The organism is Streptomyces sp. 15-116A (genome assembly GCF_025290915.1).
Classification (GTDB): Bacteria; Actinomycetota; Actinomycetes; order Streptomycetales; family Streptomycetaceae; genus Streptomyces.
On sequence record NZ_JAOCQE010000080.1, the window covers coordinates 1 to 23593 of the forward strand.

Below are 23593 nucleotides of genomic sequence, written 5' to 3' on the forward strand. Positions count from 1 at the left end.
CGCGCTCGCCGTGGCCGGCCGCCAGGCCGCGCGCCGCACCCCGGCCGCCGTCCTCGTCGCGTCCCTCGCCGCCCTCGCCTGCACCGCGTACAGCGCCGACACCAGCTGGCGCTTCGCCGAGCACAGCCTCGACATGGCGTCGACCACGGAGCGGGCCGCGATGTTCGCCGCCGCCGAGCTCGCCCTGTTCGCCTGCGCCCTGATGGCCCGGCAGAACCTGCGCACCCAAGGCGCGCCCGGCACGCCGGGTGTCCTGGTGTGGGTCATCACGGGCGTGCAGGTCATCCCCGCCTATGCCGAGTCCGGGATCGTCGGCGGCACCGTCCGTGCCGTCGTCGGCCCTGTCCTCGCTGCCCTGCTCTGGCACCTCGCCATGGGCATCGAGCTGCGGCACACCCGACCCGGAACCGGGTCGGGCAGCCTGCCCGCCCTGCTGGCCCGGGAGCTGCGGGAGCGGCTGCTGTCCCGGCTCGGGCTCGCCGTCCGCGACCGCAGCGCCGAGCAGATCACCCGCGACCGCGCCACAGTGAAGGCCGTCGCCCTGGCGGCGAGGCTCGCCGAGATGGGGCCGAAGGCCCGTGGCCGCGCCCGGGTGGCGCGTCGCCTGTCCGTCGCGGTCGGCAAGGCACAGGCCGGCGCGTCCGACGAGCAGCGGGTGAAGCTGCTGGAGTTGCTCGCTGCGCGCCGTCACGCCGCCGCGTTGGCCACCGTCGACCTGCCCTCGCCGTGGCAGCCCGCGGAGCTCACTGTGGGGCGCGTCGATGCCGCACCGCAGCCCGCGATCGAGGCCGCGCGTCCGCTGCCCGAGGTGGTCCCAGCCGGGGTGCGCATGCTGCCGATCGTCGCCCGCCCGCAGCCTGCCACGGTGGTCACCGAGAAGTCCCGACAGCAGTACCGGCTCGACCACTTCGCCGAGCGCTGGGTGCCCATCGAGCAGCCCTCGGCGCAGGCCGCCCCGGTGGTCGTCCCGGCGCTGGAGTCGGCGACGATCTGGGACCCGTTCAAAGGCTCGGACCTGAACGGCAAGGTGACCGCTTCGGTACCCGCTGAGACGGTCCGGGAGGTGGTCACCGAGGTGATCGCTCTCAGCCCGGCTGAGCTGCGCAGGAAGGCCCGCGCGCTCAACCGGCAGCTGGTCAAGTCGACGCGGCGCCCGGTGACCATCGACCGGCTCCGCGAAGAGTTCGGTCTCTCCCGTCGCGAGGCCGCCGAGCTGCGCCGCGAAGTGGTCACCGAGGGGGCGTCATGAAGTGGCTGATCCTCGGTGCCCTGCTCGGGCTGCTGCTGACCATTCCCGCTGTGCTCGCCGCCGTGGTGTCGGTGGTCGTCGTGCTGGTGTCCCAGCCGCTCCTGGTGGTGTTCGTCCTCGGCGCCGTCGCCCGCCCGTACCTCCCTGTCGTGGGGCGGTGGACCCGGTGAGCGACGACCTCGAGCGCGCCGCCCGCGACGCGGTGGAAGCCGCGGACAACTCGGAGATGGTCCGGCAGATCGCCGCGATCCTCGCCGCGCAGCAGCTGCTTGCCCAACAGCAGCCCCAGGCGCCGGCCCCCGTGCAGAGGCAGGAGTTCAACGCCACGAAGTGGCTCGTCATCGGAGGCGTCGTCGTCTCCGTCGGCCTGGTCGGCGCGCTGTTCGCCGTAGCCATCGCCATCGGCGCGACCTGCGCCACCGCCTGCCTGCTCGTACTCCGCGGCATGTGGGCCAACTACCAGAAGGGGAAGTGACCATGGCGTTCACCAGCAAGGACCCGCACAACCTCGGCGAGCTGGCCCGTGTGGTCGCGCTCGGCGCCCGTATCCAGCGGCGTAAGGCCCGCGGCAAGGGCACGAAGAGGCTTGAGAACCGCGTCGAGAAGATCCGCGAGCAGGCCCTGGCGAGGGAGGCCGCCGAGAAGGCGGCCCGCGAGAACGCCCGGAAGAAGAAGTAGCCGTGCCCCGGGGCGGCCGTCCGCTGCCAGGCTCGCCGGCCGCCCCGGGCTCCCAGCCCCACTGAAGAGGCAGGAACCCACAGCATGTCGAACAACGTCGTCCAGCTGCACAAGGACGCGCCCGAGCCCGCCTACGGCCCCCTCACCGAGACCATCATCGACGTCGTCCAGGACGCCGAACCCCGACCCGTCGACCCGCCCGAAGACACCCCGCCCGCGGGCACGTGGATCGCCGAGAAGCAGGCCTACCTCGCCGAGGCCCCGCCCGTCGTCCCCACCTTCCTGCGGAACGCCGCCGAGTTCATCGACGCCACCCGCTGGACCGTGAGCTACTACGCGCACGTCACCGCCTTCCACGCGCTGCGGGCCCCCGTCTACCTCGCTCGCCTGCTGATGCGCGCACCGCGCGGCGCCGGACGGCTCATCGTCCGCTGGGGCAAGTGGGTCGCCGACACCGAGGCCCGCCCCGTCGAAGCCAAGGCCGCCGCCAGCGCGGACATCGAGGCGTGGCTGTCCCTGTCCCGGGAGCACTCCCGCCGCGTCCGCCCGCGCCGCATCGCCTCCATCGCCGTCGCCACCACCACGGCCATCACCACCACCGTTGCCGCGTTCCTCGTGCCCGGCTGGACCATGGCGGCCGCCATCGGCGCCGGCGCCCTGCTCGGACTGTTCGGCAAGAAGGGCGACAAGCCGCTGGTCACCCGCTACGTCGCTACCAACGTCCTGCGGCGCCTCGACAGCACGGAGGTGTTCGACGCGCTCGCCGCGATCGGCATCGAGGGAAAGAAGGGCCGCCGCGGCGTCGAGTTCGCCTCCGAGGTGATGCGCGACGGACCCGGCTGGCGCGCCGAGGTCGACCTGCCCCCGGGCGTGGAGGCCACCGCGGTGCTGGAGAAGCGGGCCGCGCTCGCGGCCGCCATGCGCCGCCCCATCAGCACCGTGTGGCCCGAGGCCGACCGCACCGCCCACCCCGGCCGCCTGGTCCTGTGGGTAGCGCAGCGCGACCCGGCCAAGGCCGGCCGGAAGCTGTGGCCACTCATGAAGGAGGGCCAGGCCGACGTGTACGAGCCGCTGCCCTTCGGCTTCGACCCGCGCGGCAACCTCGTCGAGATCACCCTCATGTACTCCAACCTGCTGGTCGGCGGCATCCCCGGCTCCGGCAAGACGAGCTGCGCCCTCGCGATCGTCCTCGGCGTCGCCCTCGACCCCACCGCCGAACTGTGGATCTACGAACTGAAGGGCTCCGGCGACCTCGACTCCGTCAAGCCCGTCTGCCACCGGTACGTGTCCGGCGACGAGGACGAGGACCTGGAAGCCGCCCTCGCCGGAATGCGCTCCGGCATCGCCGAGTACCAGCGCCGCGCCGCCTTCGTCCGCTCCCTCCCGGCCTCCGAGGTGCCCGAGGGCCGCAAGGTCACCCGAGCCCTGGCGGAAAAGTACCCCGACCAGCGGCTCGGGCCGCGCGTCATCGTCATCGACGAGGTGCAGGAGCTGTTCACCCACCCCGACTACAAGGACGAGGCCGCAGCCCTGGCCACCCGCCTGATCAAGAAGGCCCGCGCCTACGGCATCATCCTCATCCTGCTCACCCAGAACCCCGACGCCCCGAGCCTGCCCACCAGCGTGTCCAGCTCCGTCGGCACCCGCCTCTGCCTCGCCGTCATGGACTGGCGGGCCAACAACAACGTGCTCGGCACCGGCGCCTACGACCGCGGCCTGCGCGCCACCGACATCAGCGTCGACGAGCAGGGAACCGGCATCCTCGCCCGCGGCCGCGAAGGCCTCACCGTCCGCGCCGCGTTCATCAAGCAGACCGAAGCCGAGGACATCGCCAAGCGCGCCCTCGCCCTGCGCACGGCGGCCGGCACCCTGTCCGGGCAGTCCATCGGCGCAGCTGTCGAGGAGCTGGACGTGGAGACGGTGGTGGACCACCTGCGGGCCATCTGGCCCGACGGTGCCGAAGCCGTGCACTCCCACCGCCTGGTGGAGGCCCTCGCCCGCTTCCGGCCCGACGTCTACGGTCCGTGGACGGAGATGGACGCGGCCGCCGCGTCGACGGCGCTGAGCGCGGCGCTGAAGCCGTTCAAGGTGAACACCCGGCAGCTCACCATCCGCGAGTGCTGCGGTGGAGCGAAGGGCCTGCGGTGGGCTGACATTCCGGCCGCCGAGGACGGCGAGTAGGGGTCGCGATGCCGGTTTCGGATCAAGCTCGTGGTTTCACCTTGATCCGAAACCGGTTTCGCCCCCGATATCGGTGCTGGCCTGGGAAGTTTCGGGTTTCGGGCTCGCTGCAGAACCCGGGTTCCCGCCCGTGAGAGCGGCGTTCGGAGATGCTTCCGCTCCGATACCGCCGCACACGACGACGGCCCCCGAGAGACGGCACTTTGCCCGTCCTCGGGGGCCGTCTGAGTTGCTCGACCCGGGATCTCCCCCCAGGGCGACCAGCGTCTATGCCCCTAGGCGACGTCGACGCTGACCTCCAACAGCGTCCATGCCTCCACGGCTTCCAGACTCAGCCGCCAGATCTTGACCGACTCGCCCTCACCGACCTGCATGTGCAGCGCCTCCGGCATCTCAGGCACGGGCGTATGAGGCCGACCTGCCAGACGCCGCTCGTTCTCCGCCCGCTTCTCCTCCGCCGCGCGCACGTACTGCCGATAGACCTCCGCTGTCGGCGCAGCGTTCCCCTTGCACACCAGGTCCGTGATGCTCTGCCGGTAGGCCACCTCACTGATGAGGCGTCCCACATAGCTGACCCCGCCAGCACGGACCTCGACGACAACCTTGAAGTAGTCGTCAGCGTCTACCAGGGATATGAAGTCGAGCAGGACTCGATCCGTTGATCCGTTCGTCATGCGGTCAGCCTAGGCGCGGCCCACCGCCTCCCCGGCGGACTCGACGGCGAGAACGAGGTTCTGGCAAAGTCGGGCCAGAAGGAGGTGACGCCATGGGATTCCCTGTGGACCTGACGGCTGCGCTGACCGGCGCGTCAGTGTGGCAGCTCGCCAGCTGGCGCAAGGATCTTCTCCAGCCTGAGGTGCAGAGCAACCCCGTGCTGTACTCCTTTCGTGATCTCGTGGCTCTGCGAATGTTCGTCCGTCTGCGTGCAGAGGTGCCCCTGCAGCGCATTCGAAAAGCCGTGAACACGATGCGGGACTGGGATCTCACACAGCACCCCTCCCGCTACACGCTTCTCACCGACGGCGACACCGTCTTTCTGAAGGAGCACGACCGGGCAATCGACCTCGTCCGTCGTCCAGGCCAGGAAATCCTCCTCAGCGTCGAGGACGCCTTCGCCCCATTCACGAATCTGCAGGGTCGAGGTGTCGTCGACTTCCGTCACCCCCGGCCACACGTCGAGGTTGAGCAGCAGCGCCTCGGCGGATGGCCCACTGTCGCCGGCACCCGAGTCGCCTACGACACCATCGCCAAGCTCGTCGAAGGCGGCATTCCTCCCCGCGACATTGAACGCTTCTACCCCAGCGTCACCCAGGCCGCCGCGTCGGATGCCGCAGACTTCCACGCGGAAGTAATTCAGCTCCGCAGGACGGCAGCGTGAAGTTCTTCCTCGACGAGAACGAATCCCCGGCAGTCCTCGCCCCGCTGCGCACAGTCTTCTTCCGCCACGAGTTCACGTCAGCACACGACGAGGGCCTCCGCGGCACACTCGACCCAGACCTCATCCGGGAAGTGAAAGACCGCGGCTTCGACGCCATCATGACCCAGGACCGCAATCAACTCTCCAACCGCGACGAACGAGCGGCATACATAGAGACCGGCCTTCACTGGATCGGCCACCGAGAGCCAGACGCGGCTGGACTGCAGCTCATCGCCGCCACAGCGTCCGCCTACCTCGCCGCGATGCCTCACATTCTTGACGCGCTGTCCCAAGTGACCGGCGCCCACTCCTTCCGCGTCGTGAACTTCCCCCAGCAGGCCGGACAGCGAGTCAGGATCAACCCGCTGAGCCTGTAGCCGTGACAGAGCCACTGCCTCGCCCACAGCCCCGGCTCTGCGGTACCGGTTGCGAGCAATCCCCGTGGCCCCGGCCAGACCCGCAATCTGGTGCAATCCTCGGGCGCGACCACGCATATGTCCGCATCCTGGGAGCCCGACTTCAGGATGCGGAGGCCACATGACGCTCAGGTTCCTCGGCACGACCAGCGACGACGGCGACTGCCCCACCCTGTACGAGATCCCCGAGACGGACGAGATCCTCGTCCAGGGCGAGCGGGAGACCGACCCCGCCCACCTCGTACAGCTCCGAGACGTCAAGCCGTCCGAGACGTTCGTCCGCGTACCCCGCAGCCTCCTCACCCGCTACGCGCCCCGCAGCACCGCGCCCGAGCTGCACCCCTTCTCCACCATCAGCCACCTGTTCCGCGACTTCCGGCACACCGCCTGGCGGCTGGAGACCCGCCGCGGCTACGCGACCGACCGCAACTCCCCGCTCTGGCCCCGCTTCCTCGCCGGCGAGGACGTCGCCGCAGAGCCGGCCAACGCGTGGCGGCAGAACGTCCGCACGCAGGTCGACCAGGGCAAGCGGTTCGAACGCGTCCGCCTGGCCGACGAGCCCCTCACCCAGGGCCAGGAGTTCCTCCTCGCCCGCGCCCCGAGCAACATCGAGGCAGGCGAGGACATCCGCTACCTCACCCGCAGCGAAGCGACCGACCTGCGTCTGCCGGACTACGACTTCTGGCTGTTCGACTCCAAGATCCTCGCCCGGTTCGCGTTCGACGAGGACGACACCACCCTCGGCGTGTACGTCACCGAGGACCCCGCCGAGGTGCTCGCCGCCTGCCAGGCCCGGGACGCTGCCTGGCACCACGCAGTGCCTGCCAGAGCGTTCGCGGAGCGGGTAGCTTCCACCGTGTGACCACCGACTTCCAGACCGCCCGGGAAGCCCTCGGCGCGCGCCTGCGCGAGCTGCGCGCCGAGGCCGGTCTCGAAGGCAAGACACTCGCCGCAGAGCTGGGCTGGCAGACCTCCAAGGTGTCCCGCCTGCAGAACGGCAAGCAGACCCCCACGCGCGCCGATCTGACCGCATGGGCCCGCGCGATCGGCCGGCCCGACGCCGAGACCGAACTGCACGGGCTGCTCGCCGCGCTGGACATGAAGCAGCGCCACCGCTCGTGGCGCCGCCAGCTGGCCGGCGGACACCGCGGCCGCCAAGAGATCGCCGTCCGCCAGACCGAGGCGACGAAGCTCATCCGCGGCCTCGAGGTCTCCCGCATCCCCGGCATGTTCCAGACGCCCGAGTACGCGCGCGTCATCTTCGACACCAACGCCGAGTTCCGCGGCATCCCACCCACCACCGAGGCGGCCGTCGAGGCCCGCATGCGCCGCCAGGAGGCGCTGTACGACCCGGAGAAGACGTTCCGGTTCCTGCTGTGCGAGGCCGCCCTGTACCACCGCGCGTGCCCGGTAGACGTGATGGCGGAGCAGCTCGACCGCCTGTACAACCTCGTCGGGCAACGTCGCATCGAGGTCGGCATCCTGCCCTTCGGTACCCAGCTGCGCCGCACCGCCCCGCACGCCTTCTGGATCTACGACCGCCGTCTCGTCATCGTCGAGACGATCAGCGAGGAACTGTGGCTCACCGGCGACGAGGACCTGCAGCTCTATGAGCGGGCGTGGGAGTGGCTGGCGGAGGCCGCCGAGTACGGGCCACCGGCACGGCGTCTGATCGGCCGCGCACGGGCCTCTCTCGACCTCACGTAAGCAACCCGCGGCAAGCCGCCGCACCGTGCGCGCAATCCCGCGCAATCGCCGCCCACGCCCGCAATCGGCCCGCCTACGGTGCCGGTCATGCCCCAACCGACACGGCTCGCCGCACGGTACGCGGCCGGAGACGCGTGGCTCGCCGACTGCCACGCGCACCCGGCCACCGTGTGGAAGGCCTGGCACGCGGACACTCTCGCGCCGATCGTCTCCGGTACCCGCTGGCTCGTCGCCGAGTCGACCGTCACGCGTGGCCTGCCCGCCGCCAGCCGCATCCGCGACCAGCAGCGCGGCCCTGTCCTCATCGACCCATACCGGGACAGGTCCTGGTGGCTGGTTCCCCTTGAGGCCGCGGCGGAACTGGACGACGTCCGGCAGGTGACGGTGAAGCCGCCGGGCTGGATACTCCGCTGCCCGCCCGCCGGCCGCGAGGTCGAGCACCTGCACTGGCTGTGGAGCCCCGACGGTACGGGCCACCTCACCGATCCCGCTGTCCTCGCCGCAGCATTCGGGCCCGGCGGGCGCAGACACCTCGCGGAGGCGCCGCAATGAAGCAACTGTCCCTGGAAGAGCCACCCCTCCTGGGGATGCCGCTCGAGGAACCCCAGCCCCCTGCGGACTGCCCGCGATGCCAGGCGCTGGCCCGTCGACGCTCGACGGCAAGGGCCAGCGGTGACCTGTCCCGGGTCTCCGACTGCAACGTCGGGATTCGCAACCATCCCCACGGGAGCAGCCGGTGACGACCGCCCCGCCCCGCCCGCACGCGTCAGCGCTGGCCCTGCTGCCAGTGCCCCGAACGAACCTGCTGACCGATCTGCAGATGCGGGGTGTCACGTGCGTGTGGTGCGGCATCCACCTGCCCACGGGCACAGGCCACGACTTAGGCCCACGGATCCGACCAGGCGGAGGGGATGCGCACTGGTTCCCCCGCGGCTGCACCAGGTGCGTGCGGACGGAGGCGCTCCATGCCCTGGCTGCGCACAGCAGGCACTGCACCACGTGTGGCCGCGGCCGACTCGCTGAGTGTGTGACCCGCGTCGTCTTACGCCGACTGATCACGGAAGGGTGCCGGCGCTGACCGGCAACTCCCAAGACCCCGTTCCCGGTAGCGTCACCGACAGCACCGGTCGCGGGACGAGTGGCCGCTCACGCATCCCCCGTGGCGGGGCGGCCACCGCACCAACCGCCGCCCGTCCTCACGCCCCCCAGGCGAACGAGGGCGGGCGGCCTTCGTGTTACCGCATCATCGACGGCATGACGACCGTCTCTTACCTCACGCTCCGCGACCTCGCGTACGCCGCCCTCGCCAAGCAGCCCATCCCTGCCACGGTTTCCGGCCTGATCGAGGCCATGGCCCCGTTCTGGACGGGCGAGGCCCGCCACGTCCATCGTGTCCTGCGGGAGCTGGAGGAACGCGGCCTGGCCGTCCGCCAGAAAGGCGCCGGCGCCCGCCCCGGAGGGGGACGGGCGCCGGACCTTTGGCACACGGTGCGTTAGCCGGTGCGTCACCCCCGAGCAGAGGGCAGCACGCGTGCCTCCACCAGATGCCGTGTCACGTCCCGCACGAGGATCGCCTCGCCGGTCTTCAGCACCGCCCCGAGGGTGCGGTCGCTGTGCTCCATCACCGGGCGCAGCAGCCGCACCGCAGCTTCGAAGTTGGAGGCCTGCCACGACATCTGCGCCAGGTCCAGCCAGCGCGCGTCCAGCACGCCCGGCCGCCGCACCAGCAGCTGCTCGCCGGTCCTCTCACGGACGTTGCGCACGACGTCCTCGAGGGCCGCGTCGAACGCCTGCTGGATCTGGACGACTGCGGCCCGCCCGGCGGCGAGGATCTCCTCGCGGTCGCCGCTCACGACGTGGCCCGCTTCGACGCGATCCGCGGGCACGAGCAGCTGGCCGCCAGCGCGTGGCCGCACCGCGGGACCCCCGGCCGGGACGTCAGCGACGACCGCCCGTCGACCCGGGAAGCGTCCACTGTCAGCGCGCTCAGAGTCTGCCTCAGCTGCGCCGCGTACGTGCGGTCACCCGCCCGCTCCGCCGACTTCAGGCGGGCCCGGGTCTCCTTCAGCCGCCGCTGGACCATGCCCTTACCGTCATCGCCCTCCACCGGGGCCGCAGCGGCCGTCACCGCATGCTGAGCAGCCCACTCCCGGGCACGCTCCCGCTCGCTCTCAGACGGCCGCGGAGGCGGCCCCGGCGGGCGCCGGTCACCCGCGTGCACCCGAGCCGCCAGAACGTCCAGATACGGGCGCAGCAACGCCGGACCGCACTCCCCGCACGGATCTGCGCCGAACAGCGCCTGTAGCGCCGCGCTGAACTCCACCGGCCGCAGCCCCAAGAACTCTCCGAACTCCCGCGCTTTGCACCACCGGCAGCCGTCCTGCGCGCACGCCGCCGCCAGCTCCGCCTTCGAGAACAGCGACCGCCACTGGATCGGCATGGCCTTCAGCTTCGCCGAGAACGGGCGAGGCACCCCGGTCTCCTTGGCGTCCAGCGCCCGCCGTACCTTCCGCGCCGCCGACACCGGCGTCTCCCGGAGTTGCGCCAGCGCCGCGATATGCCCCGTCACGCGCGCCTGATGGAAGGCCTCCAGCGCCTCCACCGTGAACCGGCGCGGGCCCTCCCCCGCCACCACGGGCAGACGCTCCTCACGGGCGGCCTTGTGTACGGCTTCCTCGGTGATCCCGAGCCAGGAAGCGGCTGCCGCCGCAGTCAGATCGTCCATGCCGCGGACGGTAGAACCGCCTCAGCGAAGATCGTTCCGGAGGTTCCGGAACCAGGGTTCAGGAACCCGCGCTACGCTCGAACCGCTGAATAGAAGGTTTCACGCCGGAGCCACCTGTTGGCGCGCCCGTCACCCGACGTGAAGCACACGGCCCGCCCGGTTTCGTCGGCCACAGGGCGAGCCGCACGGCCCGTCTGCTGGCGCGGTACCCGGCAGGCGGGCCGCCGTACGTCACCGACCCGGACGCCACACCACATCCGTCATCGGATGCGAACCCCGCCACGGATTCAACGCCGGCCGCCGCGAGTCCGGCACCAGCGGCTCACGCTCAAAGCCCTGAGCCGCCCTCTGCGCCGCGAGCGGCGACGCGAACCCACGGGGCAACCGCCACACCCGCCGCGCCCCGCCAGACGGCCGCACAGCAGGCGCAGGAGCACGCCGAGCCCGAGCCTCCGCCCGCCGCTCCTCCTCCGCCCGCTCCATCTGCTGCCGCTTCAACGCCTGATACGCCTCCGCCACCGCGTCGAACTCCCGCAGCCGACCCTCCCGACGCAGCTTCGCCAAGGCCCGCCGCATCTTCGCCAGCCGCACCTCCGTCTCTTCAGCCATCCGTACGGCCCTCCTCCTCGTCGACCTCACGCAGCAGCGCCTCGACATCCACCCCCGGCTCGTCAGCGACCAGGCTCCGCAACGTGTCCTCCATCGCGGCCTGTGCATCCACCGGCTCCTCGGCGACCGAAGCAGCAGCAGGCGCCGGCCGCTCGGGCAACGGCTCACCTGATAGGCGAGCCTGAGCCGCCGTCAACGCCAGCACCCGCTGCTCCTGGTCTAGGTCCAGGACGTCCAACACCGCGGCGAGCGTGTCCGCGACCACCTGCCCCTCCATATCCAGCCGCCGCTCCAACGCCTGCATCACACCCGCGTCCACCGCAGCCTTCGCCGTCCGCGTCGCAGCCACCCGCTCATCCCGCGACTGCCTGAGCCACCGCACCAGCTCACTCGGAGGATCAAACGGATCACCCCCCGCCTCCGCATGCCGCTGCAGCTTCTCCTTCACCACCTCATCCAGATACGCCGCCCGACCGTACGCCGTACGCACCAGCCCCAACAGCGCCTCCTGCGGCGTCACCTGCCGCCCCGCCGCCTCTTCCTCCGCCATCCTCCACACCTCCTGAACATGAGCCTGAGCACCACCATGGCCCCGGCACTTCCCGAACCCCGGATGATTCGTCCGCCACCCCGCAGGCATGGCACAACCCCGCCCGTTGACCTGCCGGGCGGGGCACCGCGCTGGATACGTCGTCACAAGGAGCAACCCCCTTCCCGTCACACGAAGATGATCAGCTCACGCGTGAGGACCCGCTTCCGCCCGCTTCCGCTGTCGGACCCTGCTCGTAGGCTCACCGCCATGAACGACAGCGAGATCATCCAGCGCATCATCGGCGTACTCACCGAGGCCGGCGAGTACAAGCGCAGCCTCCTCGAGGACCCCGAGCGTGAGGACGACAGCCACGACTCCGCCTTCAACAGCCTCCTCGGTGACGTGCTGCGCACCGAGATCACCGTTCCCCCGGGCGCCTCCCTGCAGGACATCGGCGCCCTGGTGGGCAGGGAGATGGGGCCGGTCATATACCGGGTGTTCGGTGCCTTCGCCCTGGCGTTCCATGAGCTGGCCGAGGAGCACGACCGCCACGATCCCGAGGTGTCGTCGGCGGAGGTGCTGCGCCGCCTGGCGCTGAAGGCCGAGGAGCTGTAACGCCACCGGGCCCGGACGTCCGAAGACGAACCGGGCCCGGTGGCATGCTGGGCGGGCCCCGCGTCAGCCATCAGAACACCCGGTCGAAGGCGAGCCCGTACTGCTCTGCGATGGCGTTGAGGTTGTCGTCGGCTGCCGGGCAGTCGTTCTCATGGGTGTGGACGACGCGGCTCTTACGGTCGAGGCGCCGGCCTCCGCCGCAGTCGCAGCTGCCAGTGAGCGACGCTCGTCGTCGACGGTCGACAGCAGCCTTCAACTCGGGCGGGTAGCGGTCGAGCAGGACGGGCACGAGGACCAGGGCGTCACCGACCTTGAAGTAGTCGTGTCCGCCGTGGCTGCCTACGAGTTGGGGTGTGGCGCTGGCCATGGCGTCGAGGGCGGCTTGGGTGCGGGCGCGTTCGGCGGCGCGCTTGAGTCGTGCCTTGCGTGCGTTCATGTGGGCTCCGTTTCAGAAGGGGCAGGGGTGACCCGCCGTGACTTTTTCGTGGTGTCGGAACTTCCCTGTCGGAAGCGGGGGTTTCCGACAGGGGTTCGCAAGTCGACCTGCGGCTTCGCGTGTAACGCGATTTTCAAATGAAGTAGTTTGTCTAAAGATGTCCGTTATTAGGACGGGAGGCTGTCGGAAGTTTCCTTCCGACGCTTCCGACATTCCGACAGCACCCTCTGTAAGCACCGCTACTCCGGAGCGGCCGATCCGGCGGTGATCAGAGCACCGTCCTCCAGCAGCACCAGCCACCCCTGCTCGCACCCGTACTGAAGCGCTGTCGGCCACAGCGGATCCGTCGCGCCAGACGCCCGGTACTTCTCACGGTCTGTCTTCGCCACGCACGCCCGGTTGACGTCACGCGCGGGGATCTCGCCGCCCTTGCGCGTGAGGTACCGGTAGGCGCGCTTGGCGACGTTCACGACGGACGGGTGCACGCCGTGCACGACCTCGTACACCGCGGCCTGAGACTCCACGGCCGTCAGTACGGCCTCGGCGCGGCGTGCATCCAGCTCGGCCTGCAGCCGCCGCTGTGCCGCCGCCTGAACGCGGTCGCGGACCTTCGTGGAGACGCGCCACATCAGGGCGGCTCTGTCCCAGTCTTCCGCGGCGATCGATGTACGCCCGTGCAGCAGGGTGAGCAACGCTGCGCACTTCAGTCGCCACAGAGGCTCGTGCGTGTCCAACGGTGAGTCACTGCCACGACCGAAGGAGATGTCCAGTGCGAGCTCGTCAAGTTCCTGCGTAACTTCGGCGGGCACCGGAATGGTCGTGTTGCGGAGGTAGGCCACCCAGTGCGTGACCGGGACATCCTGCCCGTCCCTTGTCGTGACACTGAGGGGCCCGGTCGTGGCCGGCCGTTCCTTCGGGGTGTCGGGACCGAGCGTTGCGTGAGCCCAGGCGAGGCGCTGCGGCAGGCCGATGGACCCCATTTCCAGCAGCTTGGCCGCGGGTTCCTCCTGCACGCCGAGCGACATGGACAGCACGTAGGCGCCCTTGGGGAGGACGCGGCGACGCTCGACCTCCGCGTTCGAAGTGCCCTGCCGCTCGCTCATCCACGCCTTGCACAGCACGCCGTTCAGCGTGGCGGCGGCCGACATCTGTGCCATTGCGTCGAGCACGCTGCCTTCAGTGGCGAGGGCGTAGCCACGCGTCCTGGCCTGCACCAGCGTCTTCTTCTTTCCGCCGTCGCCGTCGGGCTCGATCTTCAAGTCCAGGTAGGCGGAGATCAGGCCTTGCCCAGTGGAGATGTCGATGTAGGCGAGGTCGATGTTGGGGAACGGGGTGAGTTCCTCGGCGGTGTTCTCGGCGTTGCCCTTGCCGCTGCCGGGTGGCCCGAACAGACCGCAGTACCAACCGAGGGTCGAGGGCTGGTGAATACCGTTGTCGACGCGGACGGTTGGGTCGGCCATGGCTGCGGTGCGGGCGAGGACGGCGTGAAGGACAGCATCCGGAGAGGCGCGCCGCGCGTGTGCCATCTGCCGAATCTGCCGAAGGGCAGGCGTGGCATTCCAGAAGGCGCTCGGCAGGCGGTCCTCGGGTTCGGCGGGGGCGTCGGCGTCGCCCTCGGGAGTCTGCTCGAAGTCGTCCTGGTGTTCGTCGTACGGCAGAAGATCGTCGAACCCAAGCCCGGCAGCGAGGTGGTCGGAGATGTCCTTGCCCTTCGCAGGCTCCAGAATCCGTACGGCGATGCCCGCGGCTCGGACCGATGCGGCGACCTGCTCGGCGTGACGGCGGCCGGGGTCGTCGCGGTCGCGGATGATGATGACCTCGCCCGCGCCTCGCAAGGCTGTGGTGTAGGCGTCGTTCCACTTTCCGGCACCGCCGATGCTGGTGGTGGCGCAGGCGCCCTGAGCGGCGAGGTTGTCGGCGTCCTTCTCCCCTTCGACGATGAACACAGTGCCGCCGGCCTTCGCCGTGGCGAGCACCTCGGGAAGCCGGTACAGAACGCGTCGGATGCCGGACACCTTCGGCTTCCCGTCCGGGGCGTACTGGCGGAACGTCTTGCGCTGTCCGTCGTAGCCCGGTTCCAGCCGCTTCACGGTGAGCAGGAGCTGGCCGTGCTCGTCGACGTACGGGTACTGAGCCACGACCTGCGGCCGCTCGCGCTTCTCCAACGGCTCGTCGAACAGGTCCTGCATGGTGAGCCCGAGGGCCGCGACGACGTCCTCGGGCGCGCACCCGGCGTGGCAGTTCAGCACCACGCCGTTGCCGTCCTTGCGCCGTCCGATGGACAGCGAAGGGGAACGGTCCTCATGGGCCGGGCACTGCGCCGACTTCCCGCGCACGCTGCACCCGCGGCTGCTGAGTGCGTCGAGGACGCGGTCACGTGCTCTCACTGACGAGACTCCCGCTTGCTCTTGGCGACGTCCTCGGCGATGCGGAAGACGTCGGCGACCCAGCGGCGCGCGCATGCGGTGACGGCGCGCACGCTGGGCTGTTCCTGGAGGCTTGCTCGGATGGACTGCAGGACGAGGACCCGACGGGCCCGCTCGCGCATGAGCGCGGCGTAGCGGGCGCCGATCTCGTCAGGGGTGCCGGTGTCGGGCCACCGGCCGGGGGCGCGGGGTCGCCCCGGCGCCGTGGTGGCGTCGGGGCTTCCCTGCGTCGTACGGCGGGTCATGACTCAGCCGCGCTCGTGGTCGGTGAACACCCTGGCGGCCATCCGGTCGACCTCGTCCAGCAGCTGGCGCAGCCGCGCCGTCGCCGCGTGCACCGAGGCCGCGTCGCCGAAGTCCTCGCCCCTCAGGTAGACCACGGGCCGGTCGTCGTCGCCCTCGTAGGCGGCCATGCCGGCGTCGAGGAGGAGGTCACCGCCGTCCGAGTGGACCCGCATGTTGTGGTTGAAGTGGTGGTCGTGGGGGCCGGTCTCGACGCAGTCGCGGTAGCGCGGGCACGCGCCGGCGGGCTGGTCGACGGGCTCGGCGGTGGCGGCCTGGGCGACGATGGCCGGGACACGTCCGGTCGGCGTGAGGTCGATGGGCGCGATGGCGTTCTTAACGGCGGTGGCCTTAATCTGGGCCATGACGTTCTCCTTCGAAGGAGACGAGGGGCCCGGGATCTATCGCTGGCAGGCGACCCGGGCTCTCGTCGTTGGGTGGACGTTGGGCCCCCGGCGCTAGGTGTTGGCGCACCTGCTGGGGGCCGTTCTCATGCCTGGATCGTCTGAGAGTCGAGCCACTTCTCGATGTCGTCCCAGCGCGCACGGAGGTGGCGCCCGACCTTGATCAGGCGAGGGCCGCCGCCACGGCTGGCCCACTGGTAGACGGTGCCGATCGGCACGCCGCAGTAGTCGGCGAGTTCCTGAGCTGTCGCCAGTTTGCGACGCTGAGCGTCGGTGACCTGGGGAAGGCTGGCGCGGGGCATACCGCTCCTCATGAAGAGAATGAATCCTTCGCTTCAAAGCTTGCCATCACTTGCCGCCGAGTTCAAGCGAACCGTACTGTTCTCTTCATGCAGCCTGATGCGCGGAGCGGCGGCGACGCCGAGCAGGGCCTGACGGCCGACGAAGCTGGGGAAGGTGGCGCGCCGTTCGGCGTTCAACTGGGCCAGCGTCTTCAGCAAGTGCGGGAGGGCAAGGAAGCGACCCGAGAGGACATCGCACGCAAAGCCCGACTCTTCGGGCTCCCCTGGCACCGCCCCACGGTCGGGCAGATCGAGCAGGGGAAGCGCGGGGTATCCGCGCCTGAGCTTCTGCTGTTGCCCCTGATCTACAGCACGCCACTCCGAGACCTTCTGCCAGGGCCAGGTGAGACCACCTGGCTAACCGACGAGATCGCCGTCGAGGGCAGGGAACTTCGACGCCTCCTCGATGAGGGATACAACCCAGGGGAGACGCCGGCCCCAGGGCCGTGGCACTACGCGGGCATCGTGAGAAAGGCGCGGCAGGTTAGGCAGGTGCTTCGAGGGCGGTACGAAGAACTGCCTTGGGGGGCGGAGAGCGCGTACGTTGCTTCGCCAGATGAAGCCGAGACCAAGGCCGCCAAGCGGCTCGACACCACGCCGGAGTACGTCGCCTATACAGCGCGCGAACTCTGGGGGCGTGGGCTAACGGAGGAGCGGGACGCCCGGCTTGCTGAGCGGCCTGACCCGCCTACGACTCCGCGCGCCCTCCAGGCCGCCCGCGGACACATCACGCGGGCGCTGCTGGATGAGCTGGCACCCGCTATCCGGGAACACGAGAAGCGCCGGGACAAGCCTCGCCCCAGCAACAAGATCGTGAAGGACGAACAGGGAGTAGTCCACTTCATGCGCGAGAACGGGGGCGGCAGTGGCTGAGGTATACGACCGGTGGCACCTCTCGCGCCCGCCGAAGGGCGCCGAGCCGTGCACCGAGCACTCCAGCAAGACGCGCACCCTTGTGCCCAGCAAGGACCACGGCAAGGGAAGGCGCTGGCAGGTCCGTTGGCGGGACGCGGCAGGGAAGCAGCAGAAGGAGAACTTCGCCAAGCGCAGCCAGGCCGACACCCGCGCGGCCACCATCGAGGCCGACCTCGCCCGCGGCCTGTACGTCGACCCGGCGGCCGGCAAGGAGAGCTTCCGCGCGGTCGCCGAGCGCTGGCGCACCTCGGCCGTGCATCGCAGCGGCACCGCCTCGCGCGTTGAGCGGGCCCTACGGCTGCACATCTACCCGACGTTCGGGGACCGGCCGATCGTGTCCATCCGCCCGTCGGAGGTGCAGGCGTGGGTCAAGGACCGGTCGCAGGTCCTCGCCCCGTCCACGCTGCGGATCACGTTCGCCTACCTCGTGACCGTGATGCACACGGCCGTACGTGACCGCACGATCGCGGTGAACCCGTGCGCCGGCATCAAGCTGCCCGAGGTGCGCCGCCCGGAGATCGTGCCCCTGCACAAGGACGCGGTGCGCGCCCTGATCGAGGCGGCCCCGCCCCGGTACCGGGCCATGATCCTGCTGGCCGTGGCGTCCGGGCTGCGGCAGGGCGAGGTGTTCGGCCTGGAGGTCGACTGCATCGACTTCCTGCGCCGCGAGGTGACGGTGCGCCAACAGCTCATCGTGCCGGACAAGGGCGCCGACGCCGACGAGGGCGAGACGCCAGAGCCGTACCTGGGCGAGCCCAAGACCCACGAGAGCTACCGCACCGTGCCGCTGGTCGGGCTCGCGGTCGACGCCCTGGCCGCGCACCTTCAGCAGTACCCGGCGGCTGCCGTGGACATCGAGGACCGCACGGACCCGCGCAAGCCTCGGCGCCGGAAGGCGCACCTGCTGTTCACGACGGACCGCGGCGACGTCATCAAGCGGGCCAGCTGGTCGCACGTGTGGACGCGCATGGAGGAGCGGGCGAACGAGGCCCTCAGCAAGCAGTACGCCGAGGCGTACGCGGCATGGGTGCAGCGCGGCCGGCCGGAAGGTCAGGAGCCCGCGCCCGTGCGCGTGCCGGACGGGGCGAGCATGCACGACCTGCGCCACTTCTACGCCTCAGCGCTGATCAAGAACCGCGAGAGCGTGAAGACGGTTCAGCGGCGGCTCGGTCACTCGAAGCCGTCGATCACGCTCGACATCTACACCCATCTGTGGCCCGACGACGAGGACACGACACGGGCAGCCGTAGAGGCCGTCCTCGGCGATGTGCCCGCGTTGTGCCCTCGCGTCGAGATCATTTCCGGATAGTGCAGGTCAGCGACTCAGGTCACCGGTAGTTCACGAACTGCAGGGCGAAGTCGAAGTCCTTGCCCTTCAGCAGGGCGATGACGGCCTGGAGGTCGTCACGGCTCTTGGAGGTGACGCGCAGCTCATCACCCTGCACCTGCGCCTTCACGCCCTTGGGGCCCTCGTCGCGGATGATCTTCGCCACCTTCTTGGCGTTCTCCTGGGAGATGCCCTCCTGGATGGAGGCGAAGATCTTGTACTCCTTGCCCGAGAGCTGGGGCTCGCCCGCGTCCAGCGCCTTCAGCGAGATGCCACGCTTGATCAGCTTGGACTGGAAGACGTCGAGGACAGCCTTCACCCGGTCCTCGGAGTTCGCCTCCATGAGGATCTTCTCCCCGGACCACGAGATCGAGGCACCCACGCCCTTGAAGTCGTAACGCTGCGAGATCTCCTTGGCGGTCTGGTTGAGGGCGTTGTCGACCTCCTGCCGCTCGACCTTCGAGACGATGTCGAAACTGGAGTCGGCCATGTCCTGTGGCTCCTTGTATCGGGGTGCGTATCGGGCTGCGAACCGGATGCGTACCGGCGTACCTGGCGCGGCCGTCGAGGCCGTCAACGATCCCGGGCCGCATCCGGACAAGCCTAGCCACCCCCCGGCCTCCGGGTGGCGATCAATCGGGTGGCGAAGCACCCCTGTCCATCGGGTATTGTTTACGTCGTTGCCACGGAGCACCGCCGAAAAGCGGTTCGACGGCAGCAACCCCGGCGGTGTGCCCGAGCGGCCAAAGGGAGCAGACTGTAAATCTGCCGGCTCAGCCTTCCCAGGTTCGAATCCTGGCGCCGCCACACTTGAGGAGACCCCCTCCGAACTGCGGAAACGCAGCACGGAGGGGGTCTTTCCGTCTCGGGAGTGGCCCGGCTCTGATCAGCGTGCGTCCCCCAGGCGTCCCCCGGGGGAGGGGCGATCTCCGTCCCATTCCCGCAGGCCGGCCTCGATCTGGCGGTTCGCTCGGTCCTGAGCCTGCGCGAGAACCTTCGCTCAGACCCGTAGCAGCACGGCTACGGAGTGTTCAGCTCCGCGCGCCACCTCCATGGGGTCGACACCGGAGAAGCCAGAACGAGACCCCGGCGCATCGAAGGTCGTACGGCCGGCGAAGCCACCTCGGACGGGAACAAGGCAGCTTGTTGTACGCCCACCCGTACAGGGCGTTACGCAACACTCGGGTGGCCAGGCGGCCGGCCGTGGTCTTCACGAGCGCGGTCGTGATGGTCGCGAGGGCGTCGGCGGGAGGCGGTCCCATCTGCCTTCGACGTACGCCCGGGTGTGCTCGTACCAGGTAACGGAGCCGTTCAGTGCCCGGAGTGCGGAGGCCGGCGGGCCCGTCTCCACGTCGAACTGCTCGCCTTTGCGGAGAGCGGCCATCAGTTCCGAGCGGCGGCCCTCCGCCTGTGCTTTGACGGTGTAGCTCTTGGAATGCTTCCCGGGAGCCCTCGTGACCCGCCGCACCGACCTCCCATCCGAAGCGCGGGTCCGCGCGGCCTTGACCCGGCTCCGCCAAACGGCCACCGACATGGCAAGCGCCCCACCGTCCTCGCCCTGGCCCGCGAGTTCGGGCTGAGCAACACCACTTTCCGCCGCCACCTCCCGGACATCGCAGCGCCTGAAGCAGCAGCTCCCGACGCTGCCACCTACAGCGTTCCAATGGAGCGCAAGAAGATCGTTCCCATGAAGACGATGGTCCCGGCCAAGCCGTTTCGCCCGGAACCTGCTCTGGCCGAAGCACACTACGAGGCGGCCCTCGAAGTGCTGCGAGCGAAATGTTCTCTTCATCGGACTGAAAAGCCACGGCGAATTACCGAGCGGATCAGCTCGCGCTATCCGCGGCGTGCGGGGGATGTCCTTGCGAAAACCATTGGCGCCCGGCTTGTTCCTTTGATGGACTGACGTCCCGCCGTGAGTCTGCTGTGTGACGGAGACAGTGGTTGTGACGCAATATGACGTGCTTGCCGAGGTGTACGAATGGCTGATCTCGGATGCAAAGTTGCCTCCCGCCGAGTTCGCTGCGTCGTTCGATAGCGTGCTCAGTCTCCTGCCGTCGAAAGCTCACGTCCTCGACTGTTCGTGCGGAACCGGACAGTTGGCGGTTGGCCTCGCCGGTCGTGGCATGCAGGTTGTCGCAACTGACGCCAGCGAAGCGATGGTTCGCCGGACTGCAGAGCTGTCTGAGGAGTTCGGGGCCTCCGTCCGGGCCGAGCGGGCGAACTGGGAAGAGTTGCCCGATCATTTCGAGGATGGCACGTTCGACATGGTGTTCTGCGTTGGCAACTCGCTTCACCATGCCGCGGGCGCGACAGGCAGGGGTGCTGCTCTGGAGTCGATGTCACGGCTTTTGCGCCCTGGCGGGCGCTTGGTGCTCACATCCCGCACTTGGGAACTGGTGAGGGCCAGAGGTTCCCGGCTGGACGTCTGGGACCGACTCGTCCGACGAAACGGTCGCGATGCCGTCGTAATTTACCGCTGGGAGATTGCGCCGCATTGGGAGGATGAGCACCACATCGAGATTGCGATCGCCCAAGTTGATGCGACTGGGCCGGTTCTTGTCCGCTCGGAACTGTTGTCCTGCTGGCCCTACCGGTACGAGGAACTCGAAGTCGAGCTGCACCGGGTCGGACTCCGGACGGAAGTGAGCACGTTCGATCTTGAGGCCGAGAACTACATGGTGGTCGCTGGCAAGGTATAGGCACCGGGCTCTCTCCTTCTTCGCCCTCGTCTTACGTCACCATCGACGCCATCCGGGCCCTTGACCGGCACCGGTGAAGCCGAGCACTCCACCCCCGGCATCGTCATCGCCGCTCTGTCGCTTGCGGTCACGCCATTCCTGTCCGCCGCTCAGCGCAAGGCCGGACGCGAGCTTGGATCCGCGACCGCAGTCGCCGACTCCAAGCAGACCCTGCTCTGCACCTACCTCTCCGCCGTCCTTTCCGTATAGACGTTGAGCCATCGGATTTCTGGCCGGTGAAGTTCCGGCGGGTTCGTCCTCGTAGCGGCGGACGATGGCCAGCGGATCTGCCGGACGCACAGAGGGGGCGGTGGAGGCTTGCCCGGCGCCCGAGCTCTACCAATGACAGCCAATGCTGGCCGCTGCAAATCTGCCGGCTCAGCTTTCCCAGGAGGGGGTCTCTTCGTGTGGGGGCGCGTTGCGGTGGGTCCGGGGCCGGGCACACTGGCCGCATGTCGTCGTCCCGTCGCAGGCTCTGCCCCGAGTGCCGTCGCGAGATCGCCGTCGTCGCCGGGCGGTACGCGCGTCATGATCCGCCCGGCGCGCGGCAGACCGGGGACCTCACCTCGTGTCCCGGATCCCGCCGACGGGCGCTGCCCGGGCCCGAGCAGCGCTCCCTCGACGGGTATGCCGTGCCGGAGTTCCCCGGCCAGATGCCGCTGTTCTAGGCGGACGCCCGGCGTTCAACCGGCCGTCCGTCCCGTCGCCGAGGCGAAGCCCAGCCAGGTGTGCCGGTTGCCCGCCCAGCACCAGCCGACCTTGGGGGCGTTGCGCCGCTCGCGGCCGTCCCGTCCCGTGCCGTTGCTGATCCATATCGCCGGGGTACGGGCGTCCAGGGTGCCGTTCGCCTTGCGGAGGCGGGAGCCGATGGTCATGAAGCAGTGGTTGCGCTCCAGGGCCTCGGGCTGCTGGAGCACCCAGTGGATGCCCTCGGTGAGCACCATCGGCGTGCGTGCCTCCGCGGTGAGCGCGGGCAGCGCCTCGTCCGGGCTCCAGTTGGCCATGCGATCGCCACGGTCGACGCCGGTGAGGAGGTAGAGCGGGCCGTCGGGCAGCGTGACCGTGTCGAGCGGGGCGAAGTCGTCGACGTCGGGCATGTCGGTGACGACGAAACCCGGCTTGCCCTCACGACACAGCAGCGGCGCGAGCGCCGAGGCGGGGGCCACGTCCGGGTGCACGGCGAGCAGCGTGTCCGAGGCGCCCTCGGGCGCCTCGGCCGCCTTGGCGAACGAACGGAACTGATCAGCGGGCAGCCCGGCGATCTCGTGCACCCCCAGCTCGATCAGCCGCTCGGCCTGCGCGCTCAGGGCCGGAAGCCCGGGGACGAAAGTGGAAGTGACGGGTGTGGTCTCGGGCACGGCGCTCCCAGGCGGGTCGGGTTCCAACGGTCGACGGATCAACGCCGGCCCCTCTCCGGAACGTTCCCCTCCGCCGCCGGCCCGTTCACACCGCCGGACGCACCGACCACCTCACTCGCCCGCCACCGACTTCACCGCCACCGACACCGGTGCGTGACCGCTGATCAACTCCAGGGTCAGCCCCGCCGTCGCCGGTGTGTCCACCAGCTCCGCCAGCACGGCGGCCACATCGTCGCGGGGGATCGGGCCGCGGCCCGTGTGCGCCTCCAGACGGACCAGGCCGGTGCCGGCGTCGTTCGTCAGCTGGCCGGGGCGCAGGATCGTCCAGTCGAGCCCGTCCAGGCCGCGCACGTACGCGTCCGCCTCGCCCTTCGCCCGCAGATAGACGTCGAAGACCTCCTCGCCCCGGTGCGCCGGGTCCGCGCCCATGGACGACACCATCACGAACCGCCGTACGCCCGCGCGAACCGCCGCGTCGGCGAAGAGGATCGCCGCCGCCTTGTCCACCGTCTCCTTGCGGGCCGCGCCACTGCCCGGACCGGCCCCCGCCGCGAACACCGCGGCGTCCGCGCCGGCCAGCTGCTGCGCGACCTCCTCCACCGAGGCCGACTCCAGGTCCAGCACGACCGGTTCGGCGCCCAGCTGACGCAGCTCGTCGGCCTGTTCGGGCTTGCGGATCAGGCCCACCGGCTCGTCCCCGCGTGCCACGAGCAGCCGCTCCAGCCGCAGCGCGATCTGACCATGACCACCAGCGATGACAATGCGCATGCCTTCGACCGTACGCCCGGCCACCGACATCCGCCGCACGACACCGCAACGCCCCGCACGAACACCGCCGGATCCCGCCAACACCCCGCGCTCTGCGCCTGAAACGCCCGGACCGCCAGGGTCGTGGGCACTACGAGGTCCGCCCGGACCGCAGGACCGACGCTGTCGGAACCAGGCCGACCGCCCGGACCACCAGGGTCGCCCGGACCGCCAGGACGGTTGCCGGGAGCAGACGACCGCCCGGACCGCTGGAACCACCAGGCCTCGCTCGCACCGCGAGGACCGCCGGCACCGCGAGGACGCCCGGCCGGGACGCGAAGACGGTGAGCCTGAACCGCCGAAACCGCCAGAACACCTGAACCGCCCGGACCGCCTCAGCAACCCGGTGACTGGGCGGCCCGCCCGAGCCACCCGGCCCGCCCGAGCCACCCGACTGCCCCAGCCACCCGGCCCGCCCGAGCCACCT

Annotated in this window: 30 protein-coding genes, 1 tRNA gene and 1 pseudogene; 19 read left to right on the plus strand and 13 right to left on the minus strand. The window is 70.0% G+C overall.

Annotation, left to right across the window (positions count from 1 at the left end):
• The 5 genes from N4P33_RS15675 to N4P33_RS15695 all read left to right on the plus strand — a co-directional run.
• The coding region (locus tag N4P33_RS15675; RefSeq protein WP_260827225.1) for a hypothetical protein at positions 1-1249 on the plus strand (1249 nt) is incomplete at its 5' end.
• Positions 1246-1419 carry a hypothetical protein gene (locus tag N4P33_RS15680; protein WP_260827226.1) on the plus strand — a complete coding sequence of 58 codons (174 nt, stop codon included), beginning with the start codon at positions 1246-1248 and terminating at the stop codon, positions 1417-1419. The genes N4P33_RS15675 and N4P33_RS15680, both read left to right, overlap by 4 nt.
• A complete protein-coding gene (locus N4P33_RS15685) occupies positions 1416-1724 on the plus strand; it encodes a hypothetical protein (protein WP_260827227.1) in 309 nt (102 codons plus the stop codon). The genes N4P33_RS15680 and N4P33_RS15685 overlap by 4 nt, the downstream gene beginning before the upstream one ends.
• A gap of 2 nt (positions 1725-1726) precedes the next feature.
• Positions 1727-1927, plus strand: coding sequence for a hypothetical protein (locus N4P33_RS15690; protein WP_260827228.1), 201 nt, complete (start codon positions 1727-1729; stop codon positions 1925-1927).
• An 84-nt stretch (positions 1928-2011) separates the two neighbouring features.
• The gene (locus N4P33_RS15695) at positions 2012-4108 is read left to right on the plus strand and encodes an FtsK/SpoIIIE domain-containing protein (RefSeq protein ID WP_260827229.1); all 2097 of its coding nucleotides are present in this window, start codon (positions 2012-2014) and stop codon (positions 4106-4108) included.
• A gap of 275 nt (positions 4109-4383) precedes the next feature.
• Here N4P33_RS15695 and N4P33_RS15700 read toward each other — a convergent pair whose 3' ends face one another.
• Positions 4384-4782, minus strand: a complete 399-nt coding sequence (locus N4P33_RS15700) for a hypothetical protein (RefSeq protein WP_260827230.1) — start codon at positions 4780-4782, stop codon at positions 4384-4386.
• A 92-nt stretch (positions 4783-4874) separates the two neighbouring features.
• Between N4P33_RS15700 and N4P33_RS15705 the strand changes: the two genes are divergently transcribed.
• The 6 genes from N4P33_RS15705 to N4P33_RS15735 all read left to right on the plus strand — a co-directional run bounded on the left by N4P33_RS15705 (position 4875) and on the right by N4P33_RS15735 (position 9145).
• On the plus strand, positions 4875-5486 hold the full coding sequence (locus tag N4P33_RS15705) for a DUF433 domain-containing protein (RefSeq protein WP_260827231.1): 612 nt from the start codon (positions 4875-4877) through the stop codon (positions 5484-5486).
• Positions 5483-5902: a hypothetical protein gene (locus N4P33_RS15710; RefSeq protein WP_260827232.1), complete on the plus strand. Its 420-nt coding sequence runs from the start codon at positions 5483-5485 to the stop codon at positions 5900-5902. The genes N4P33_RS15705 and N4P33_RS15710 overlap by 4 nt, the downstream gene beginning before the upstream one ends.
• A gap of 160 nt (positions 5903-6062) precedes the next feature.
• Positions 6063-6803, plus strand: coding sequence for a DUF6879 family protein (locus N4P33_RS15715; RefSeq protein WP_260827233.1), 741 nt, complete (start codon positions 6063-6065; stop codon positions 6801-6803).
• Positions 6800-7648, plus strand: a complete 849-nt coding sequence (locus tag N4P33_RS15720) for a helix-turn-helix transcriptional regulator (RefSeq protein WP_260827234.1) — start codon at positions 6800-6802, stop codon at positions 7646-7648. The genes N4P33_RS15715 and N4P33_RS15720 overlap by 4 nt, the downstream gene beginning before the upstream one ends.
• An 87-nt stretch (positions 7649-7735) precedes the next feature.
• On the plus strand, positions 7736-8200 hold the full coding sequence (locus N4P33_RS15725) for a hypothetical protein (RefSeq protein WP_260827235.1): 465 nt from the start codon (positions 7736-7738) through the stop codon (positions 8198-8200).
• 702 nt (positions 8201-8902) lie between these two features.
• Positions 8903-9145 (plus strand): hypothetical protein, encoded by a 243-nt coding sequence (locus tag N4P33_RS15735; protein WP_260827237.1) that lies wholly within the window; start codon positions 8903-8905, stop codon positions 9143-9145.
• A gap of 8 nt (positions 9146-9153) precedes the next feature.
• Here the strand turns inward: N4P33_RS15735 and N4P33_RS15740 are convergent, their stop codons facing one another.
• From N4P33_RS15740 to N4P33_RS15750, 3 genes are all read right to left on the minus strand, one after another.
• The gene (locus N4P33_RS15740) at positions 9154-9501 is read right to left on the minus strand and encodes a hypothetical protein (RefSeq protein WP_260827238.1); all 348 of its coding nucleotides are present in this window, start codon (positions 9499-9501) and stop codon (positions 9154-9156) included.
• Positions 9498-10373: a helix-turn-helix domain-containing protein gene (locus tag N4P33_RS15745; RefSeq protein WP_260827239.1), complete on the minus strand. Its 876-nt coding sequence runs from the start codon at positions 10371-10373 to the stop codon at positions 9498-9500. The genes N4P33_RS15740 and N4P33_RS15745 overlap by 4 nt, the downstream gene beginning before the upstream one ends.
• Positions 10374-10974: 601 nt before the next feature.
• The gene (locus N4P33_RS15750; protein WP_260827240.1) at positions 10975-11532 is read right to left on the minus strand and encodes a hypothetical protein; all 558 of its coding nucleotides are present in this window, start codon (positions 11530-11532) and stop codon (positions 10975-10977) included.
• A 249-nt stretch (positions 11533-11781) separates the two neighbouring features.
• Between N4P33_RS15750 and N4P33_RS15755 the strand changes: the two genes are divergently transcribed.
• Entirely contained in the window at positions 11782-12129 is a 348-nt protein-coding gene (locus N4P33_RS15755; protein ID WP_260827241.1) for a hypothetical protein, read from the plus strand.
• Positions 12130-12199: 70 nt separating this feature from the next.
• Here N4P33_RS15755 and N4P33_RS15760 read toward each other — a convergent pair whose 3' ends face one another.
• From N4P33_RS15760 to N4P33_RS15785, 6 genes are all read right to left on the minus strand, one after another.
• Positions 12200-12565, minus strand: coding sequence for a hypothetical protein (locus N4P33_RS15760; protein WP_260827242.1), 366 nt, complete (start codon positions 12563-12565; stop codon positions 12200-12202).
• A 239-nt stretch (positions 12566-12804) separates the two neighbouring features.
• A complete protein-coding gene (locus tag N4P33_RS15765) occupies positions 12805-14952 on the minus strand; it encodes a toprim domain-containing protein (protein ID WP_260827243.1) in 2148 nt (715 codons plus the stop codon).
• Positions 14949-15236, minus strand: a complete 288-nt coding sequence (locus N4P33_RS15770; protein WP_260827244.1) for a hypothetical protein — start codon at positions 15234-15236, stop codon at positions 14949-14951. The genes N4P33_RS15765 and N4P33_RS15770 overlap by 4 nt, the downstream gene beginning before the upstream one ends.
• A gap of 3 nt (positions 15237-15239) precedes the next feature.
• Positions 15240-15638 carry a hypothetical protein gene (locus N4P33_RS15775; RefSeq protein WP_260827245.1) on the minus strand — a complete coding sequence of 133 codons (399 nt, stop codon included), beginning with the start codon at positions 15636-15638 and terminating at the stop codon, positions 15240-15242.
• Positions 15639-15763: 125 nt separating this feature from the next.
• The gene (locus N4P33_RS15780) at positions 15764-15979 is read right to left on the minus strand and encodes an AlpA family transcriptional regulator (protein ID WP_260827246.1); all 216 of its coding nucleotides are present in this window, start codon (positions 15977-15979) and stop codon (positions 15764-15766) included.
• 33 nt (positions 15980-16012) lie between these two features.
• The gene (locus N4P33_RS15785; RefSeq protein WP_260827247.1) at positions 16013-16177 is read right to left on the minus strand and encodes a hypothetical protein; all 165 of its coding nucleotides are present in this window, start codon (positions 16175-16177) and stop codon (positions 16013-16015) included.
• On the opposite strand from N4P33_RS15785, the gene N4P33_RS15790 reads away from it, so the two are divergent.
• Together N4P33_RS15790 and N4P33_RS15795 are read left to right on the plus strand one after the other, a co-directional pair.
• A complete protein-coding gene (locus tag N4P33_RS15790) occupies positions 16178-16891 on the plus strand; it encodes a hypothetical protein (RefSeq protein ID WP_260827248.1) in 714 nt (237 codons plus the stop codon).
• Entirely contained in the window at positions 16884-18242 is a 1359-nt protein-coding gene (locus N4P33_RS15795; protein WP_260827249.1) for a site-specific integrase, read from the plus strand. The genes N4P33_RS15790 and N4P33_RS15795 overlap by 8 nt, the downstream gene beginning before the upstream one ends.
• Before the next feature lie 19 nt (positions 18243-18261).
• Here the strand turns inward: N4P33_RS15795 and N4P33_RS15800 are convergent, their stop codons facing one another.
• Positions 18262-18750 (minus strand): YajQ family cyclic di-GMP-binding protein, encoded by a 489-nt coding sequence (locus N4P33_RS15800; RefSeq protein ID WP_260827250.1) that lies wholly within the window; start codon positions 18748-18750, stop codon positions 18262-18264.
• Positions 18751-18985: 235 nt separating this feature from the next.
• On the opposite strand from N4P33_RS15800, the gene N4P33_RS15805 reads away from it, so the two are divergent.
• The 5 genes and pseudogenes from N4P33_RS15805 (at position 18986) to N4P33_RS15825 (ending at position 21669) form a co-directional block, all read left to right on the plus strand.
• Positions 18986-19067: transfer RNA gene (locus tag N4P33_RS15805), tRNA-Tyr, on the plus strand.
• 856 nt (positions 19068-19923) lie between these two features.
• Positions 19924-20166, plus strand: a complete 243-nt coding sequence (locus tag N4P33_RS15810; RefSeq protein WP_260827251.1) for a hypothetical protein — start codon at positions 19924-19926, stop codon at positions 20164-20166.
• A 40-nt stretch (positions 20167-20206) separates the two neighbouring features.
• A complete protein-coding gene (locus N4P33_RS15815; protein ID WP_260827252.1) occupies positions 20207-20962 on the plus strand; it encodes a class I SAM-dependent methyltransferase in 756 nt (251 codons plus the stop codon).
• Between the two features lie 7 nt (positions 20963-20969).
• Positions 20970-21208 (plus strand): annotated as a pseudogene (locus N4P33_RS15820) (cation transporter); the annotation flags it as partial.
• Between the two features lie 245 nt (positions 21209-21453).
• A complete protein-coding gene (locus N4P33_RS15825) occupies positions 21454-21669 on the plus strand; it encodes a hypothetical protein (protein WP_260827253.1) in 216 nt (71 codons plus the stop codon).
• Positions 21670-21684: 15 nt separating this feature from the next.
• Here the strand turns inward: N4P33_RS15825 and N4P33_RS15830 are convergent, their stop codons facing one another.
• A complete protein-coding gene (locus tag N4P33_RS15830) occupies positions 21685-22359 on the minus strand; it encodes a DUF5701 family protein (protein ID WP_260827254.1) in 675 nt (224 codons plus the stop codon).
• Between the two features lie 111 nt (positions 22360-22470).
• The gene (locus N4P33_RS15835; RefSeq protein ID WP_260827255.1) at positions 22471-23127 is read right to left on the minus strand and encodes an SDR family oxidoreductase; all 657 of its coding nucleotides are present in this window, start codon (positions 23125-23127) and stop codon (positions 22471-22473) included.
• Positions 23128-23593 lie beyond the last annotated feature (466 nt).